General features: G+C 62.7%; 18 protein-coding genes. 7 read left to right on the top strand and 11 right to left on the bottom strand.

The annotated features are described in order from the left end of the window. Positions 1 to 2: 2 nt before the first annotated feature. The 6 genes from J2X76_RS07770 to J2X76_RS07795 are packed head-to-tail and all read right to left on the bottom strand — an operon-like array spanning position 3 to position 4,648. Positions 3 to 506 carry a hypothetical protein gene (locus J2X76_RS07770; RefSeq protein WP_310214540.1) on the bottom strand — a complete coding sequence of 168 codons (504 nt, stop codon included), beginning with the start codon at positions 504 to 506 and terminating at the stop codon, positions 3 to 5. Further along, the gene (locus J2X76_RS07775; protein WP_310214542.1) at positions 503 to 1,123 is read right to left on the bottom strand and encodes a hypothetical protein; all 621 of its coding nucleotides are present in this window, start codon (positions 1,121 to 1,123) and stop codon (positions 503 to 505) included. Before J2X76_RS07775 ends, J2X76_RS07770 begins: the two co-directional genes overlap by 4 nt. Further along, the gene (locus J2X76_RS07780) at positions 1,123 to 1,737 is read right to left on the bottom strand and encodes a hypothetical protein (protein ID WP_310214544.1); all 615 of its coding nucleotides are present in this window, start codon (positions 1,735 to 1,737) and stop codon (positions 1,123 to 1,125) included. The genes J2X76_RS07775 and J2X76_RS07780 overlap by 1 nt, the downstream gene beginning before the upstream one ends. Continuing rightward, on the bottom strand, positions 1,734 to 2,492 hold the full coding sequence (locus tag J2X76_RS07785; protein ID WP_310214547.1) for an ABC transporter ATP-binding protein: 759 nt from the start codon (positions 2,490 to 2,492) through the stop codon (positions 1,734 to 1,736). Before J2X76_RS07785 ends, J2X76_RS07780 begins: the two co-directional genes overlap by 4 nt. Then, positions 2,489 to 3,553, bottom strand: a complete 1,065-nt coding sequence (locus tag J2X76_RS07790) for an iron ABC transporter permease (RefSeq protein ID WP_310214549.1) — start codon at positions 3,551 to 3,553, stop codon at positions 2,489 to 2,491. The genes J2X76_RS07785 and J2X76_RS07790 overlap by 4 nt, the downstream gene beginning before the upstream one ends. A 3-nt stretch (positions 3,554 to 3,556) precedes the next feature. Then, the gene (locus J2X76_RS07795) at positions 3,557 to 4,648 is read right to left on the bottom strand and encodes an ABC transporter substrate-binding protein (protein ID WP_310214551.1); all 1,092 of its coding nucleotides are present in this window, start codon (positions 4,646 to 4,648) and stop codon (positions 3,557 to 3,559) included. A gap of 221 nt (positions 4,649 to 4,869) precedes the next feature. Here J2X76_RS07795 and J2X76_RS07800 point away from each other — a divergent pair, with 221 nt between their 5' ends. Beyond that, positions 4,870 to 5,427, top strand: a complete 558-nt coding sequence (locus tag J2X76_RS07800) for a nucleoside 2-deoxyribosyltransferase (RefSeq protein ID WP_310214553.1) — start codon at positions 4,870 to 4,872, stop codon at positions 5,425 to 5,427. Here J2X76_RS07800 and J2X76_RS07805 read toward each other — a convergent pair. Further along, positions 5,424 to 6,152, bottom strand: a complete 729-nt coding sequence (locus J2X76_RS07805) for a GntR family transcriptional regulator (RefSeq protein ID WP_310214555.1) — start codon at positions 6,150 to 6,152, stop codon at positions 5,424 to 5,426. The two genes, J2X76_RS07800 and J2X76_RS07805, sit on opposite strands and share 4 nt — an antisense overlap. Positions 6,153 to 6,393: 241 nt before the next feature. Between J2X76_RS07805 and J2X76_RS07810 the strand changes: the two genes are divergently transcribed. The 6 genes from J2X76_RS07810 (at position 6,394) to J2X76_RS07835 (ending at position 12,301) form a co-directional block, all read left to right on the top strand. Then, positions 6,394 to 7,485 (top strand): ABC transporter ATP-binding protein, encoded by a 1,092-nt coding sequence (locus J2X76_RS07810; RefSeq protein WP_310214557.1) that lies wholly within the window; start codon positions 6,394 to 6,396, stop codon positions 7,483 to 7,485. A 37-nt stretch (positions 7,486 to 7,522) separates the two neighbouring features. Beyond that, complete coding sequence (locus tag J2X76_RS07815) at positions 7,523 to 8,812, top strand: PotD/PotF family extracellular solute-binding protein (protein WP_113130222.1); 1,290 nt, start codon at positions 7,523 to 7,525, stop codon at positions 8,810 to 8,812. Between the two features lie 160 nt (positions 8,813 to 8,972). After that, positions 8,973 to 9,884, top strand: coding sequence for an ABC transporter permease (locus J2X76_RS07820; protein ID WP_310214560.1), 912 nt, complete (start codon positions 8,973 to 8,975; stop codon positions 9,882 to 9,884). Between the two features lie 13 nt (positions 9,885 to 9,897). Continuing rightward, positions 9,898 to 10,716 carry an ABC transporter permease gene (locus J2X76_RS07825; protein WP_113282757.1) on the top strand — a complete coding sequence of 273 codons (819 nt, stop codon included), beginning with the start codon at positions 9,898 to 9,900 and terminating at the stop codon, positions 10,714 to 10,716. 5 nt (positions 10,717 to 10,721) lie between these two features. Continuing rightward, the gene (locus tag J2X76_RS07830) at positions 10,722 to 11,468 is read left to right on the top strand and encodes an aspartate/glutamate racemase family protein (protein ID WP_310214564.1); all 747 of its coding nucleotides are present in this window, start codon (positions 10,722 to 10,724) and stop codon (positions 11,466 to 11,468) included. Then, entirely contained in the window at positions 11,465 to 12,301 is an 837-nt protein-coding gene (locus J2X76_RS07835; protein ID WP_310214566.1) for a GNAT family N-acetyltransferase, read from the top strand. Before J2X76_RS07830 ends, J2X76_RS07835 begins: the two co-directional genes overlap by 4 nt. Positions 12,302 to 12,351: 50 nt before the next feature. Here J2X76_RS07835 and J2X76_RS07840 read toward each other — a convergent pair whose 3' ends face one another. The 4 genes from J2X76_RS07840 to J2X76_RS07855 all read right to left on the bottom strand — a co-directional run bounded on the left by J2X76_RS07840 (position 12,352) and on the right by J2X76_RS07855 (position 16,042). Continuing rightward, the gene (locus J2X76_RS07840) at positions 12,352 to 13,173 is read right to left on the bottom strand and encodes a bifunctional allantoicase/(S)-ureidoglycine aminohydrolase (protein WP_310214569.1); all 822 of its coding nucleotides are present in this window, start codon (positions 13,171 to 13,173) and stop codon (positions 12,352 to 12,354) included. 214 nt (positions 13,174 to 13,387) lie between these two features. Then, complete coding sequence (locus tag J2X76_RS07845) at positions 13,388 to 14,302, bottom strand: DUF6282 family protein (protein ID WP_310214571.1); 915 nt, start codon at positions 14,300 to 14,302, stop codon at positions 13,388 to 13,390. A 34-nt stretch (positions 14,303 to 14,336) separates the two neighbouring features. Then, the gene (locus tag J2X76_RS07850) at positions 14,337 to 15,251 is read right to left on the bottom strand and encodes a hypothetical protein (RefSeq protein WP_310214573.1); all 915 of its coding nucleotides are present in this window, start codon (positions 15,249 to 15,251) and stop codon (positions 14,337 to 14,339) included. Between the two features lie 2 nt (positions 15,252 to 15,253). After that, positions 15,254 to 16,042, bottom strand: a complete 789-nt coding sequence (locus J2X76_RS07855; RefSeq protein ID WP_310214575.1) for an aldolase/citrate lyase family protein — start codon at positions 16,040 to 16,042, stop codon at positions 15,254 to 15,256. Positions 16,043 to 16,064 lie beyond the last annotated feature (22 nt).

Below are 16,064 nucleotides of genomic sequence, written 5' to 3' on the forward strand. Positions count from 1 at the left end.
GTTCACGCCTCTTCGTAGACGGCGTCGGCCGGCGCCGCGAGCAGCCGGTCGGCCATTTCCTGCTTCAGATAGGTCAGGCGGTCTTCCTCTTCGGCCGTGCGGCCCTGTTTCTGGCCGAGCCGGATAAACTCTTCCCGCACATGGCCGTCCTTCAGCTGCAGCGTCACCGTCCTGCCGCGATAGGTAAGTTCGAAGACGTAGCGCTGCAGGATGTCGCCGCGCTCCGGCTTGTCGAGCGACGGATCGACCGTGTAGCGGCCCTCGGTCAGGCCGCGCGTCACCATCTCGAACGCATCCCGGCCGCCTGGACCGCGGAAGGCGGTGCGGATGACGATCTCGCGGCGCTCCGGCGGGCTGTCGGGGCTCAGAAGCGGCATGGCGCGCTGCAACACCTTGAAGGCATGCGCGACGCCGCCCGGAAAACCGAAGCCGTGAAAGTGCATGAGATCGGCATAGGTGTAGGAGAGCGGCTTGCCGTCTTCGAGAACGTCGATCGTGTCGGTCATTTCGTCTGTGCTCCGTCCAGCTCTTCACGCATCCAGGGCAGGAAACCATCCAGGAAACGCGTCGTCGCCGGCATGAAATGGGATCCGTGATGAAAACACGGATCGAGGCTGGTGATGATCATGCGGCCGGGCGTGGTCACCTCGTCCACGTAGAGAATGGGTTTGCCCTCGCCGTTGACGGCCAGCACTTCGGCGCCATCAGGCGGGTCGAACCAGCCGTGCAGGTGCCAGGTGAGGTCGTCCTGTCCGAGGCGCCTGAAGAGCGAATGGCCGGCGGAGGCGACGCGGACACCGAGATCGGCGCCCGGCGTCAGCCACCACCACCAGTTCGTCGGCTGTGGCGTAAAGTTGATGCCCGGCAGGAAGACATCCCAGTTCGTCTCACCGGTGGCGACAATCGTGCCGCCCTGATCGAGATAGGCGCGAAGCTGGGCGGCATGCGGCGCCAGCCGGTCGGCCGGCGTGCGGCAGGGAATGAAGACGACGGCGTGTTTGCCCAGATCCACGGCGGGGAGGTCTTCCGGGCGCACCAGCACGTCAAAATGATGGGCGTAACGCGGCGCTTCGAGCGTTTCGATATGGTAATACGCGCCGGGATGGATCGCGAGAATGGTCATCAGTTCAGCTCTCCGGCGAGCCAGGCGACGGCGCGGCCGGCCAATTGCTTCCTGATTTCGGGATCGTCGCCGCAGCCCCAGAATTCGTTGCCGGCATGGGAGAGCAGCTCGCCGCCCTGCGGCCGGGCCCAGACCCAGTCGACCGGGGTTTGAGCCGGGCCGAGGACATTGATGACCACGGCGCCCGGCGGCGGAGGATTGTGACCACGTCCGTAGAAGCCGGCGACGCCGCGGTTGGTCTCCAGCATCTTCTGGTCGATGCCGGCGAAGATCGGATGATCGTGAAGCCTGGCCTGAACGAAATCCGGCCGTTTGGGATTGGGGATGGATCGGTAGATGCCGAGCTCGGCCAAGATCGGGCGCAGGATATGGCCGTGGTAAATCCACCGACCGCCGCGATCGAGGAAGGCGGTGACGTCGGGCGCGAAACGCTGGAAGCCGATCTGGTCGAGATGGGTGGTCGTGATCAGCCCACGCGCAATCGCGAAATCTTCACCGGTCAGGTCCATCTCCCGCACGACCTTCATGAGGCCTGAGGAGATCGCGTCCGCAAATGCCGGCGCGGTCATGGCGAACGGCTCCTGATAATGCGATTGGATCATCAAAATGGTCATGCGGCACGGATTCCGGCGAAGGCGGGCAGAACCGCCTGGTGAGTTTCGCCGGAGGGGCCGGCAAGTTCGACGACGCGCATCGACACGCCGTAAAGGTTTTCCAGATGTTCCGGCGTGATCGTCTCGGCAACCGGGCCGAACAGTGGCTGACCGCCCGGCATCATCAGCAATGCGTCGTCGGCGGATGAAAGCGCGTGGTTCGGATCGTGCGTGGTGAAGACGATCGCCTTGTCGCGCGGCTGGCGCAGCGTGTTGAGCAATGTCAGCAGGCGTTCCTGGTTGTGCAGGTCGAGCGCTGCTGCAGGCTCGTCGAGCACCAACGCCTCCGAGCCGGTGGCTATAGCGCGGGCGAGGAGGACAAGCTGGCGTTCGCCGCCGGACAAGCGATCGAAATAATGATCGGCGAAGCGGGCCGCACCCGCCCGTTCCAACGCCGAATGGGCAATCGCGAAATCCTCCGGGCCCGGCTGGCCGAAAATGCCCAGATGGGCGGCGCGGCCCATGACCGCGACGTCGAGCGCCCTGTAGCGCTGATTGCTCGTGCCGGTCTGCGGTACATAGCCGACGATGCTCGGTGCGATCCTGCGGCCGGCATCGAGCGGCTGGAAGCCGAGCATGGCCTTCAGCGTGGTCGTTTTGCCGCGGCCGTTCGGGCCGAGGATGGCAAGCGTACGGCCGACCGGTACCGAAAAGCTCAAGCCCTCGATGATCGTCCTCGGCCCGAACCGGACGGTGGCGTTTTCGAGGCCGATCATGAACCGTTCCTTTCGCGGTAGTGATTGCGCAGCAGCATTGCGAAGATCGGCGCGCCGACCAGAGCGGTGATGACGCCGAGCGGGATTTCCGCGGCGGTGGCGGTGCGGGCGAGCGTATCGATGATCACCATGAAGCCGGCGCCGAGCACGACCGAGGCCGGCAGCAGGGCGCGGTGATCATGACCGACCAGCAACCGCGAGGCATGCGGAATGACGATGCCGATCCAGCCGATGATGCCGGAGACCGCGACCTGGCTACCGACGATAACGGCGATCAGCCCGAACACCATCCAGCGCTCGCGATTGGTTTTGGCGCCGAGGCTTTGGGCCTCCGCTTCGTCCAGCGACAGGATGTTGAGACGGAAGCGCAGCATCCAGAGAAACGCGCCGCCGATGATGAGTCCAGGCGCGGCGATCAGCGTCCGTTCCCACGTGGCGGTCGCAAACGAACCCATCAGCCAGTAGACGATGGCGGGAAGCGAGGTATTGGGGTCGGCGACGAATTGCAGCAGCGAGACGACTGCAGAAAACATCGAGCTGACCACGAGGCCGGAAAGGATCACCGTGATCGTCTCGCTGCGGCCGTTGATGCGGGAAATCAGGCCGACGAGGACGACGGCCGCCATGCCGGAGAGAAACACCATGGAGATCAGCGGGAAACCCCAGATGCCGAGCATGATGCCGAGCGCACCGCCGAAGGCCGCGCCTTGCGAAATGCCGAGGATATCGGGCGAGACAAGCGGGTTGCGGAAGACGCCCTGCAGCGCCGCACCTGAAAGGGCAAGCCCGGCGCCGGCGAGTGCCGCGAGCACGACACGCGGCGCCCGGACCAGAAGAACGATGCGCTCGTCGATCGTCGCCAGTTCCCGCCACGGATCCGTGGCGCCGAGCCAGATCAGTTCGAGCGCGCGGGCGGGCGGAACGGCGAAGCGGCCGACGCAGAGGCTGACCACGAAAGCGACCGCAAACAGCGTCAGCAGCCCTGAGAAAACCAGGGTCTGCCGTGCCAGATGCGCGCGGCGGACCATCGGAGCCGCCTCATCCTGCGTCAACGCCGCCATGACCTACTTCGCCTTGAACTGGGCGTAGTTGGCCGAGCCGCCCTGTTCCTTCATCCACAGGATGCCGTCGATGTCGGCATCGGTGATGTCATAGTTGTAGAGCGTCTTATAGGCGGTCTTCATCTCGGCGCGCAGGTCGTATTTGAAGACGTCGGGCTGGGTCAGGTTGGCCGTCCACATCCAGGCGAGCGGCGATTCCTGGTTCGGCGGATCCCAGCGATAGCCGCCGAGCGGCATCTTGTAGACGCGCTTGTTCTTCGCGGCCTTGGTCAGCGACAAGATCGGGTCGTTATAGACCCAGTTGACGTCGAGCTTGGCCTCGAAGGCGTTGAGGAAGATGATTTCCGGATCCCACTGGGCGATCTGCTCCTTGTTGATCGTCACCGTGCCGTTGAGTTCGGCCGAGGCGTTCCTGCCGCCGACGAGTTCCATGTACCAGGCATTGTAGCTGCCCTTGGTTCCGGTGGTAGCGATCTCGCTCAGCGCGCGGGCGATATAAAGCGTGCTGGGCTTCTTGTCGTCCGGGATCGCCCTGGCCTTGGCTTCGATATCCTTCTGGACCCGGTCACGCCAGTCGACCAGTTCCTTGATGCGCTCCGGCTTGCCGATCGCTTTGGAGGTCATCGTCATGTAGTCGCGCGTCAGCTGCTCGGTGCCGTAAAGGATGAGCATGGCGTTGAGGCCGGCATTGGTGATCGGCGCGACGATGTCGTTGCCGCGGCCGCCCCACTGGATGACGAGATCCGGATTGGTCGCCGTCAGCGCCTCGATGTTCGGCACGAAATTCGGTGCCGTCACGTCGGACGGGATATCCTTGGTTTCCGGGAAGATCTTGCTCAGGATGCCTTCCAGCACGGCGCTCTTGGCGGTCGGGTTCATGCCGACAAGCTTCTTCGTGCCGCCATCCAGCGCGATCACCGTCGAGGCCATCGGAATGACGATCGAGACGATGCGTTCGGCGGCTTTCGCGAGTTTCACCTCGCGGTTTTCCTGATCCTTGAAGGTGATTTCCTGCGCCGCGGCGCCATGCGCCAGCAGGCCGGAAAGTGCGGCGGCCAGAAGGCCGCGCGAAGCAAAACGAGTGAGCGAAACCATATTAAATCCCCTGCCGGTAACGTCGTCGGGGAGCATTCCTAATGCGGGTGATTATTCTTGTCTACAAATCTCCACTTTAAAAAGCCGTTCAGACCGGTTGCGGGAGGAACGGCTTCAACGCCGGTGCCCGAAATCGGCCTGCCCGTGCATTGGCGCTGGCCATGCGGCGCTCCGGCCGATATTGAACGGCGAGGTCGATCGATTTTCATCAAAGGAATTTCATGCCCACCATCTATCTCGCCGGTCCCGAAGTGTTCCTTCCCGATGCCCAGACCGTGATGGGCGAGAAACGGCGGCTCGCCCGCAGCTTCGGCTTCGAGCCGACCGGTCCCGGCAGCGACGAAAACCAGGCGCCCGTCGGCCGGCTGACGGCGGAGGCGATCTACCAGCGCAACGATAACGCGATGCGGCGCGCGGATGTCTGCCTCGCCAATATCACGCCGTTTCGCGGCGTCAGCGCCGATCCCGGCACCGTCTACGAAATCGGGTTCATGATCGCGCTCGGCAAACGCGTCTGGGCCTATACCAACCATCCGGACGACTATGGCATGCGTGTGCGCTCGCTCTGGTATGCGGGGCTCGAGATCGATGAAAGCAGCGGTCGTCCCCGCGGCCCGGACGGGCTTTCCATCGAGAACCACGGCAAGTCGGACAATCTGATGATCGATGTGGGCATCGAGGAAGGCGGCGGGCGCGTCATCCGCGCCGTCGCGCTGCCGGCCGATCCCGAGCGGGACCTCGCGGCCTATACGGAGGCTTTGCGACACTTGCGCGGTTAGATCAGCGACAACGCGTCCTTGAGGCCGAGGCCTTGTTTCACCTGAAGATCGAGATCGGCTTCGATATGGTCGATATGGTGGATCATCAATTTGGCGGCGCGCGCACCATCGCCCTTTTCCAAGGCGTCGAGAACGGCGGTATGCTCGGAATGGCCGCAACTCGACACGCCGGAGCGGCCGTAGAGCGCGATCACCAGCGATGAACGGGCGACCAGTTCGTCCATGAAGCGCTGCAGGATGACGTTGCCGGCCACCGATGCCAGCATGAGGTGGAAATCGCCGGAAGCCTTGATCTCGGCACGGCGGGCGGCCGGACCGCGCTCGTTCAGATAGCGACCCTCCTCGTCGAGCTGGCGGCGGAACTGGACAATGTCCTCTGGCGTGATGCGCTCCACCGCCGCCGCGACGATGCCGGGCTCGATCAGCCGGCGAGAGGCAAAAATCTGGCGTGCTTCTTCCGGCGACGGATTGGAGACGAAGGCACCGCGATTGCGCTCCGTCTTTACCAGGCCCTCGAAGGCGAGCATCTGAAGCGCGGCGCGCGCGACCGTGCGACTGACATCGAAAAGAGAACCGACTTCGCTTTCGGACAGTTTCGTGCCGGGCGCGAGACGCCGGTCGATGATTGCATTGCGTAGGGATTCCCGGATCGCCATGGAGCGATCTTCCGGGGAACGTTCCTCGGGCGATGTGCCGGTGAGATTGATCTTTTCGCTGATATTCATTGCTGGGGGTCCACTATCCGGCTTTTGTAACCCGAGTGGCTACGGAATGCCAAGCGACTTGTTTTTGATCTAATGGCAAGATTGCATACGATTTGCCCATTGGATCGGAAACGATCGCATGATTTTTACGCAATCGCAAAGCGCGACTGGCGGGGCTTCGACGTAAAACCAAGTCTTTCTAAAGCTTTAATCGAGTTGGCATGGCTGATGCATAACAATATCAGACGCAAGGGAGCGCCTGATGAGCAAAGCCGCCGAAATCGACATCGCCTCAGTCTCTAAGATCTACGGAACAACAACCGCCGTCCACGCGATCAGCCTCAAGATTCCGGCCGGAAGCTATTGCTGCCTGCTCGGACCTTCGGGCTGCGGAAAGACCTCGACACTGCGGATGATCGCCGGCCACGAGAGCATTTCCTCGGGTGACGTCCGGCTTGGCAATACCGTGGTTACCGACCTGCCGCCAGCCAAGCGGGGCACGGCGATGATGTTCCAGTCCTACGCGCTCTTCCCGCATCTCGACCTCGTCGACAACGTCGCCTTCAGCCTGAAGATGAAGGGTATCGACAAGGACGAGCGGCGGGCCAAGGCGATGGACATGCTGCGGCTGATGCAGCTCGAAGCCTATGCGACGCGCCGCCCGGCCCAGCTTTCCGGCGGCCAGCAGCAGCGCGTGGCGCTTGCCCGAGCCCTGATAACCGATCCGGAAGCGCTGCTTCTCGACGAGCCGCTCTCGGCGCTCGACCCGTTCCTGAAGATCCGCATGCGCGCCGAACTGAAGAAGCTGCAGACCTCGCTCGGCATCACCTTCGTGCATGTGACGCATAGCCAGGAAGAGGCGATGGCGCTTGCCGACCTGATCGTCGTGATGAACGACGGCCGCATCGAGCAGGCCGCACATCCGCGCGTCGTGTTCGAAAAACCGGCGACCGCCTTCGTCGCCAAATTCATGGGCGACCATAACGTCATTTCCGGCCGGGTGACGCAGAGTTCCGGCGGGACATTGATGCTGTCCGTACCGGCCGGCGGTGAGTTCTTCGCCACCGACGACGGCGCCGCCGGGCTGAGCGACACCGCCGACATCGCCATCCGCACCGATCATGTGCGTATCGGCCAGCCTTCCGAAAAGGGCCTCGGCTTCACCGGCTCCGTCTCGAATGTCGAATATCGCGGCTCGTCGGTGAAGCTCTCCGTCAATGGTGCCGGGATCGAGGATTTCACCGCGATCCTGACCGACGCCGAATTTTTCGCCAACCCGGTCAAGGTCGGAGAAGCGATCCCGCTTTCCTGGGGCCGCGAGGACGCGATCGTCCTCGGTCGCCTCAAGAACTGATGCCACCACAAAAACTCAACCAGAGGAGAACAAGGCAATGACTGAGACCAAAAAAACACCCAAGGGAATTTCGCGCCGCACGCTGCTGAAGACGGCTTCCGCCGCGGCCGGTCTTGCCGCCGGCTCGGGCGCCATCACCGGCTTCCCGACCATCTGGGCCCAGAATCCGATCACGCTGCGCCAGTTCGGCACCGGCGTCTCGAACCTCAATGCGATCGCCGAAAAGTGCAAGGCCGACCTCGGCATCACACTCGAAATGACCGCGACGGATTCGGACGCAGCCGCCCAGCGCGCCGTCACCCAGCCGAATTCCTACGATATCGCCGATATCGAATACTGGATCCTCAAGAAGGTCTATCCGGCCGGCGTGATCCAGCCGATGGATACGACCAAGCTCAAGTATTACGACAAGATCGTGCCGCTGTTCAAAAACGGCAAGCTGAAGCCGGACAGCGTGATCGCGCAGGGCACCGCGCCGCACACGGTCGGTTATGTCGCAAAGCCCGGCGACAAGACCTTCGCCAAGGAAGAGACCAAGTGGTTCACGATGGTTCCGACCATCTACAACGCCGACACGCTCGGCATCCGGCCGGACCTGGTCGGCCGCGAGATCTCGACCTGGGCCGACATCATGGACCCGAAGTTCAAGGGCAAGGCCTCGATCCTCAACATCCCGTCGATCGGCATCATGGATGCCGCGATGATCATGGAAGCCATGGGCAACATCAAATATGCCGACAAGGGCAACATGACCAAGGCGGAAATCGACAAGACGATCGACTTCCTGATCAAGGCCAAGCAGGGCGGCCAGTTCCGCGCCTTCTGGAAGTCGTTCGACGAAAGCGTCAACCTGATGGCGTCGGGCGAGGTCGTCATCCAGTCCATGTGGTCGCCGGCCGTCGCCGCCGTCCGCTCCAAGGGCATCGCCTGCAAATACCAGCCGCTGAAGGAAGGTTACCGCTCGTGGGGCGGCGGTCTCGGCCTTGCTGCCCATCTTTCGGGCGCCAAGCTCGATGCGGCCTATGAATATATCAACTGGTACACGTCCGGCTGGGTCGGCGCCTATCTCAACCGCCAGGGCTATTATTCGGCCGCCATGGAAACCGCCAAGGCCCACATGTCCGCCGACGAATGGGGCTTTTGGATCGAAGGCAAGCCGGCCAAGGGCGATATCGTCGCTCCGGACGGCAAGATCATGGAAAAGGCCGGCGCCGTGCGTGACGGCGGCTCCTTCGAGGAACGCATGGGCCATGTCGCATGCTGGAACTCGGTGATGGACGAGGACCGCTACATGGTCCGCCGCTGGAACGAGTTCATCGCCGCCTGATAGCGCAAAGGCCCCTCATCCCCCTGCCGGGACCTTCTCCCCGCAAGCGGGGCGAAGGAGGATGGGGCGCCGGCGGTGCCACAAGTCCCTTCTCCCCGTCCCGACGGGGAGAAGGTGCCCGGCAGGGCGGATGAGGGGCAAACCCAGGAGACATCGAAACATGGCGACGATAGCATCATCAGAGTCGGGAACGACCGAGAGCGAGAAGCGCAAGAGCTTCCGCCTGTCACCGGCCGCCATCTCCTATCTCCAGGCGACGCCGCTGGCGCTGATCCTCGGTGCTTTCCTGCTGCTGCCGATCCTGATGATCTCGGTCGTCAGCTTCTGGGATTATGACTTCGCCCAGATGTATCCCGATTTCCTGACCATGAACTATGCCGAGACGCTCGGTTCCTGGGTCACCTGGAAGACCTATCTGAACACCCTCAAATTCGCTTTCCTGGTCTGGGCGATCACTCTGTTCGTCGGGTTCTGGGTCGCCTATTTCCTTGCCTTCCACATCCGTACCACCGCCATGCAGATGGTGCTTTTCCTCGTCTGCACCGTGCCGTTCCTGACGTCGAACATCATCCGCATGATTTCCTGGATCCCGGTGCTCGGGCGCAACGGCCTCGTCAACACGACGCTGATCAATGCCGGCATCATCCCCGAACCTATCGAGTGGCTGCTCTATTCGGATTTCGCCGTCGTGCTCGCGATGGTGCATCTCTACACGCTGTTCATGGTGACGCCGATCTTCAACACGCTGATGCGCATCGACAAGTCGCTGGTCGAGGCGGCGCGCGACGCCGGTGCCACGAGTTGGCAGACCCTGACCAACGTGATCCTTCCGCTTGCCAAGCCCGGCATGGCGATCGGCACCATCTTCGTCGTGACGCTGGTCATGGCCGATTTTTCGACGGTGCAGGTGATGTCCGGCGGCCAGAGCGCCTCGGTGGCGCTGATGATGAAGAACCAGATGTCGCTGCTGCAATATCCGGCAGCGGCCGCCAACGCCGTCGTGCTGCTGGTCCTCGTTCTCCTGATGGTCGCGGGCATCCTGCGCATCGTCGACATCCGCAAAGAGCTTTAGGGAGGGCTTCGAAATGCACAGCGACAAACGCGGCCGCGAATTCTACCTTCTCGCCATTTTCTTCGCCGTCTTCGTGCTGTTCCTCTACGGCCCGCTGTCGGCGATCCTGATCCTCTCCTTCCAGGGGCCGAACGGCGGGCTCACCTTCCCGCTGAACGGCGTGTCGCTGCGTTGGTTCGCCAATCTGTTCGAGACCCAGGCGGTCGGCGATTTCGGCGGCTCGTTTCGTCGCTCCGCCATGCTCGGCATCATGGTGATGATCGTCACCGTCGTCGTCTCGCTGCTGGCAGGCCTTGCCTTCCGGCGGCGCTTCATAGGTTCGACTGCGCTCTTCTATCTTGCAGTCGCCAGTCTCGTCGTGCCGTCGATCATCATCTCGCTCGGCATCGGCGTCGTTTTCCAGCAGCTCGGTTTCCAGCCGTCCTGGTACAGCTCCGCCTTCGGCGCGCATCTCACCTGGACGCTGCCCTTCGGTGTGCTGATCATGTTCGCCGTCTTCAACCGCTTTTCGCCGGCCTACGAGGAAGCCGCGCGCGATCTCGGTGCCTCGTCATGGCAGACCTTCCGCCATGTCGTGCTGCCGATGATCGCGCCGAGCCTTGTCGGCGTCGGCCTGTTCGGCTTCACGCTCTCCTATGACGAATTCGCCCGTACACTGATGACGGCGGGCACGTTCAATACGCTGCCGCTCGAAATCTACGGCATGACGACCAATGTCACGACACCGGTGCTCTATGCGCTCGGCACGGTGACGACCGTCTTCTCGTTCCTCGTCATCGCCGGCACGCTCGGCCTGATCGTCCACCTCAATCGCCGCCGCCTGCGGTCGTGAACAGAATGCGCATTCTTGTCGTAAATCCGAATACCACCGCCAGCATGACGGCGACGATCGCCGATTCCGCAACCCGCGTCGCCAATGCCGGCACCGAAATCCTTGCGGTCACCTCGTCCATGGGGCCGGTCTCGATCGAAGGCTATTATGATGAAGCCTTCGCCGTCCCCGGCCTGCTGGTCGAGATCGCCAAGGGCGAAAAGGCCGGCGCCGATGCGGCGATCATCGCCTGTTTCGACGATACCGGCCTCGATGCGGCGCGGGCGCTCGCCCACATCCCGGTGATCGGCATCTGCGAGGCGGCGCTCGCCTCGACCGCCTTCATCGCCCAGCGTTTCACCATCGTCACGACCATGGAGCGTTCGCGGCTGCCGCTCGAACATCTGGTTCATCGCTACGGCATGGCCGGGCGCTGCAAGGTGCGGGCCGCAGACATTCCCGTCCTCTCGCTCGAAGACCCGAATTCCAATGCCCGCGACCGGCTGCGCAGCGAGATCGCGACGGCGCTGCGCGACGACAAGGCGGAGGCGATCGTGCTCGGCTGTGCCGGCATGGCCGATCTCACGGCCGAACTTCGGGCGGAATTCGGCGTGCCTGTCGTGGACGGAGTGGCTGCGGCGGTGAAACAGGCGGAAGCGCTGGTAACATTGGGCTTGTCGACGGCGAAGCGGGGCGCCTATGCTTCGCCTGTCTCAAAACCCTATAAAGGCCTTCTCGAAGGTTTCGGCCCCGGGAAACTCACCACCTCATGAATAGCCAGCACCCCATTCGCGCACTCACCTCTCCCGAAGTCGAACAGCTGGTGGACTGGGCGCGGATCGAGGGCTGGAACCCCGGCCTTGCCGATGCGCCAGCTATTTATGCGGCCGACCGCCAAGGCTTCATCGGCTGTTTCGTGGATGGCAAAATGGCGGCGGGCATTTCCGCCGTCCGCTACGGTTCGGCTTTCGGCTTTATCGGGCTTTATATCGCCCATCCGGATTTCCGTGGCAAAGGTTTCGGCAGAAGGGTGTGGGATGCCGGCATGGCGCATCTCAACGGCCGCGCGATCGGTCTCGACGGCGTGCCGGAACAGCAGGCGAACTATCGCAGCATGGGGTTCGAGACGGCCTATGAAACGTTTCGCTGGAGCGGCAGCCTGGAAGGAAGCCCCGATGCAGAAGTCGCCGCGATCACGGACGATCTCGTACCTGCCATTGTTGTCTATGACCGGAGCTTCTTCCCTGCGGAGCGCAGCGCCTTTCTGGCCCAATGGCTGAAGCCGCCGCGAAACGCCAAGGTCATCATCCGAGACGGTCATATCCGTGGCTACGCGGTCTGTCGGCAATGCCATGACGGCTACAAGATTGGCCCATTGTTTGCGCAGACCACCGCCGACGCGCAGAGGTTGCTGGACGCTTTTTCTGCCGAGCTCGGCAACAAGACCCTGCATATCGACGTCCCGGCCGCGCAGACGGAATTCTGCGCCTATCTCGAAGCGCATCACTTCACGAAAGGCTTCACCACCGCACGCATGTATCGCGGCCCGGCACCGGCGGTGCAGATGTCGGGCGTGTTCGGGATTACCACGCTGGAGCTCGGCTGAGGGCAGCGTCCCGACGCCCGGACGCTGCTCGCGCTTGCCAGGACCGGCGACTACCAGAGCTCGGCGTGGCGGTGAACGTCCTTGTAGAGCAGGTAACGGAAGCGGCCGGTGCCGCCGGCATAACATGCCTGCGGGCAGAAAGCGCGCAGCCACATGTAGTCGCCGGCTTCCACCTCGACCCAATCCTGGTTGAGCCGGTAAACCGCCTTACCTTCGAGCACGTAGAGGCCATGCTCCATGACATGAGTTTCCATGAAGGGAATGGTAGCTCCCGGCTCCAATGTAACGATGTTGAGATGCATGTCGTAACGGATGTCGGACGTATCGACGAAACGGGTGGTGCCCCAGCGATCGCCCGTGTCCGGCATCCACGAAATCGGATGCTCGTCTTCATGGGTGAAGACCGCCGGCGGAGCTTCCAGCCCCTCGACCACCTGGAACGCCTTGCGCACCCAATGGAACTTCACCGGTGCGGTGCCCCTATTGCGCAGCTTCCACGGCGATCCGGCGGGGATGAAGGCGAAAGATCCGGGCCTCAGCGCCTGATCATTTCCGGCAAACTCGATCGACATCTCGCCCTCGACGACGAAGATCGCCGCTTCGGCGCGGGTGTTCGGTTCGGGCCGGTCGCTTCCGCCGCCCGGCTGCACTTCCATGATGTATTGCGAAAACGTCTCAGAGAACCCTGTCATCGGGCGGGAGATGATCCATGCCCGGGTTCCTTCCCAATGGGGAAGCAGGCTGGCGACGATATCGGACATCACGGTTCGCGGGATGACCGCATAGGATGTCGTGAAAACGGCCTTGCTGGAAAGGAGTTCGGTCTGCGGCGGCAATCCGCCGAGTTTCGAATAATAGTCTCTGTTCGTCATGGGTCTGCTTGCGGTCCAATTTCGCGGCGTCTGATGCGTAAGGTTTAAGCCCCGCGCATCTCTAAGCAACCACAAATTCGACCCGGAAAGCCGCAGGCTTACGATTCCGTCGATTATTCGTCTTGCGACGATCTCGGAGCGATACAGCGAAGCGCAAGGATTTTGCCTGAATGCAGGCCGCAAAGCCGCGGCCTGTTTTATCTCTCACGTCCCGCTAAAGCAGTCCCGCCGCATTGGAGGAGACCAGCTTGCGGATCTCGGACTTCGGCATCTGCAATTCGAGCAGGTCGTTGACGATAGCCCGGTAGCCCTCGACAGGACGCGGCATTTTCACGAGCCCGAGGTCGGAGCCGAATATGGTCATGTCGACGCCGGCAACTTCCACCAGGCGGCGCAGTTCCGACGCATCCCATTTGGCCGGACCGCGCTGGTTCGGGATGAACATGCAGATCGAATGCTCCATATAGACCCCGAGCCGGGCAAGCTCCCTCATGTCGTCGTCGCTGCAGCCGATGACATAGGTGGGATGATTGACCAGCATTTTCTTCACGCCGCGCCGCTTCGCCTCGGGAAACAGCACCTTGAGCTCATGGACCGAGAGATGCCCGCCGGCCAGGATGATGTCTCCAGCCGCGATGACATCGATGACCTCGTTGGTTTCCCTGGTCAGCTTTCCGTTCTCGTCCAAGACGGTCAGGGGAATGGGCGGCAGCATCGGGTTGGCGCTCTTCGGATAGTTCTTGGTTTCGTCGGCGCTCTTGTCGATGTGGTTCTGAGCCGCGAATGTCGGCATCCAGACGATCTTGCCGCCGAGCTTGACCGCGTGATCGACAGCATGGGGATTGATGCCGCCACTGGCATTGTTGAGCGCGACGCCCGAATAGAGGCGTGTGCCTCTGTCGGGATAAAGCGTTTCGAGAAGTTGGGCATGAGCCATGCCGGGATAGAAATGGTCCTTGTAGACGAGTGCGGAGAAACCCGCCTCGGACGCTTCCACCATGGCCTCATAATGGTCCAGCAGGCGGGGAAAAACCGCCGGCCCGCTGTGGCAATGCAGGTCCACAGCGCCGACGAGAAGGTCGGCGATTTCGGCGTCTCGGTCGGTCGCAAGGGCGGCGGATTGGGTCATGGATGGGCACTCCCGGAAAGGCTGGTGTTCGGTTTTACAGTGTGACGGCGTCGGGCGCGGGGTATTCGGCCGCATTCAGCACCCAGCCGGGTTTTGCCGAAAAATCGGCGCGGGGCGGGCTGAAGATGTCGACCAGCACATTCTTCACCGGGTCCATGGACCGCGATGTGTGGATGGCCGGCGGCGGGATGACGGCGACGGAAGGTGCGGCGCAGAGTTCCGCATCGTCCGGCCGCCAGGCGTTCATGTCGCTGATCCATGGCCAGCGCAGGTAATGGATGTAGGAACCTTCAACGCAAAGCGAATACTGCTCGAAATCCTCGTGGAAATGCGGAGACATCTTGGTGACGTCGCGCGGGCCGCTGCCGGGCAGGTAGTTCACCATGATCGTCGAGCAGCGGAAGATGCGCCCGAACCGGCCGGGCTCGGGAGGCACATCCAGGCTATAGTGACGCAGCTTCGGCCCATCGAGGGGGTCGGGCCAGGCCTGGAACGGCGGCACGTTCGGATCGGGACTGAGATAGGAGCCCGCGTTGGAGCATTTGGCGACGAGATCGGCGGCCCGCGTGGTCACCAGCCGGATCACTTCGCCATCGCCCTTCAGATGCACTTCACTATCGCCGGCCGGTACGACCACGAGGCAAAAACCATCGACCGAGATGCTCTCGCCATTCCAGCGGATCTCGACAGGCGTATCGGGCTTGGGGAGAAGGACGACGTATTCGTCAAGCTGATTGACGCGGGAGAGCACAAGGCCAGCCTTGCCGGTGGTGTGCGCCACGACGAGGTTTTGCCCCCGCGCGCAATAGGTCGTGCTGCCATCCGCGACGTCCTGTGGCGGCGCATCGTAGAAGCGCGCATATTCGCCGCCCTTGAATGCCGTCGGCACGGCGCCTGTGGCAGCAGCGGCGGTGTTGAGGCTCGCGCGTGGGTCGTTGGCTGCGTACATTTTCACGTCCTGACTGATGGGGATTCGATTGCGGCGGCGTTGAACTCGGCACGGATCCGGGCGGCGCTGGTGCGCAGGATGCCCTGGTCGGAGGAGACGATGAACGCGCTCGCCCCTTCGGCACGGAACGGTTCGATTTCGCCCACCGAGCCGACCATTACGCAGACAGGCTTGCCGGCGTTGCGGGCAGCCGACAGGATGCGGGCGACCGCGTCCTTGACCACCGGCTCGCTCGCCGACCGGGCGCCGAGGGAAACCGTCAGATCGCCACGGCCGATAAAGATGCCGTCGAGCCCTTCGACCGCCAGGATGTCCTCGATGACATCGATGGCTTCACGATCCTCGATCATCGCCAGGACAGCGATATCGCGATCCTGTGCCTCGATATGATCCCACATGCCCGTCGCGCCATATGCACCGGCCCGCGGGGAATTGGAAAAGCCGCGTATGCCGCCGCGATATCGGCTTGCGGCGACCACGGCGCGGGCGGTCTCGACCGAGGCCACATGCGGAACCAGCACGCCATTGGCGCCGCAATCCAGCACCGACTGGATACTCGCGGGAAATGACGAGGGAACCCTGACGAGGCCGGCGATGCCATTCACCCGGCATCCGAGGAGAATCTGGTCGGTCGCGGAGCGATCGATCGGCGCGTGTTCCTCATCGATGACGACAAAGTCGAAACCGGCTCCACCCAGGATTTCCGAGGCATGGCTGGTGGGCGTCTTGACGAACGCGCCGAGCAATTGCTGGCGTGCCTTGAACCGGGCCGTAAACTCCGTTGGTGGCATTGTTCCTCTCCCTGTCATCGTC

Origin of the sequence: Neorhizobium sp. 2083, from assembly GCF_031455615.1 — a bacterium.
Classification (GTDB): domain Bacteria; phylum Pseudomonadota; class Alphaproteobacteria; order Rhizobiales; family Rhizobiaceae; genus Neorhizobium.

Excerpts from the sequence above, each read along its gene's own strand:
- J2X76_RS07770 (WP_310214540.1), bottom strand. The coding sequence starts at position 506 with ATGACCGACACGATCGACGTTCTCGAAGACGGCAAGCCGCTCTCCTAC.
- J2X76_RS07775 (WP_310214542.1), bottom strand. The coding sequence starts at position 1,123 with ATGACCATTCTCGCGATCCATCCCGGCGCGTATTACCATATCGAAACG.
- J2X76_RS07780 (WP_310214544.1), bottom strand. The coding sequence starts at position 1,737 with ATGACCATTTTGATGATCCAATCGCATTATCAGGAGCCGTTCGCCATG.
- J2X76_RS07785 (WP_310214547.1), bottom strand. The coding sequence starts at position 2,492 with ATGATCGGCCTCGAAAACGCCACCGTCCGGTTCGGGCCGAGGACGATC.
- J2X76_RS07790 (WP_310214549.1), bottom strand. The coding sequence starts at position 3,553 with ATGGCGGCGTTGACGCAGGATGAGGCGGCTCCGATGGTCCGCCGCGCG.
- J2X76_RS07795 (WP_310214551.1), bottom strand. The coding sequence starts at position 4,648 with ATGGTTTCGCTCACTCGTTTTGCTTCGCGCGGCCTTCTGGCCGCCGCA.
- J2X76_RS07800 (WP_310214553.1), top strand. The coding sequence starts at position 4,870 with ATGCCCACCATCTATCTCGCCGGTCCCGAAGTGTTCCTTCCCGATGCC.
- J2X76_RS07805 (WP_310214555.1), bottom strand. The coding sequence starts at position 6,152 with ATGAATATCAGCGAAAAGATCAATCTCACCGGCACATCGCCCGAGGAA.
- J2X76_RS07810 (WP_310214557.1), top strand. The coding sequence starts at position 6,394 with ATGAGCAAAGCCGCCGAAATCGACATCGCCTCAGTCTCTAAGATCTAC.
- J2X76_RS07815 (WP_113130222.1), top strand. The coding sequence starts at position 7,523 with ATGACTGAGACCAAAAAAACACCCAAGGGAATTTCGCGCCGCACGCTG.
- J2X76_RS07820 (WP_310214560.1), top strand. The coding sequence starts at position 8,973 with ATGGCGACGATAGCATCATCAGAGTCGGGAACGACCGAGAGCGAGAAG.
- J2X76_RS07825 (WP_113282757.1), top strand. The coding sequence starts at position 9,898 with ATGCACAGCGACAAACGCGGCCGCGAATTCTACCTTCTCGCCATTTTC.
- J2X76_RS07830 (WP_310214564.1), top strand. The coding sequence starts at position 10,722 with ATGCGCATTCTTGTCGTAAATCCGAATACCACCGCCAGCATGACGGCG.
- J2X76_RS07835 (WP_310214566.1), top strand. The coding sequence starts at position 11,465 with ATGAATAGCCAGCACCCCATTCGCGCACTCACCTCTCCCGAAGTCGAA.
- J2X76_RS07840 (WP_310214569.1), bottom strand. The coding sequence starts at position 13,173 with ATGACGAACAGAGACTATTATTCGAAACTCGGCGGATTGCCGCCGCAG.
- J2X76_RS07845 (WP_310214571.1), bottom strand. The coding sequence starts at position 14,302 with ATGACCCAATCCGCCGCCCTTGCGACCGACCGAGACGCCGAAATCGCC.
- J2X76_RS07850 (WP_310214573.1), bottom strand. The coding sequence starts at position 15,251 with ATGTACGCAGCCAACGACCCACGCGCGAGCCTCAACACCGCCGCTGCT.
- J2X76_RS07855 (WP_310214575.1), bottom strand. The coding sequence starts at position 16,042 with ATGCCACCAACGGAGTTTACGGCCCGGTTCAAGGCACGCCAGCAATTG.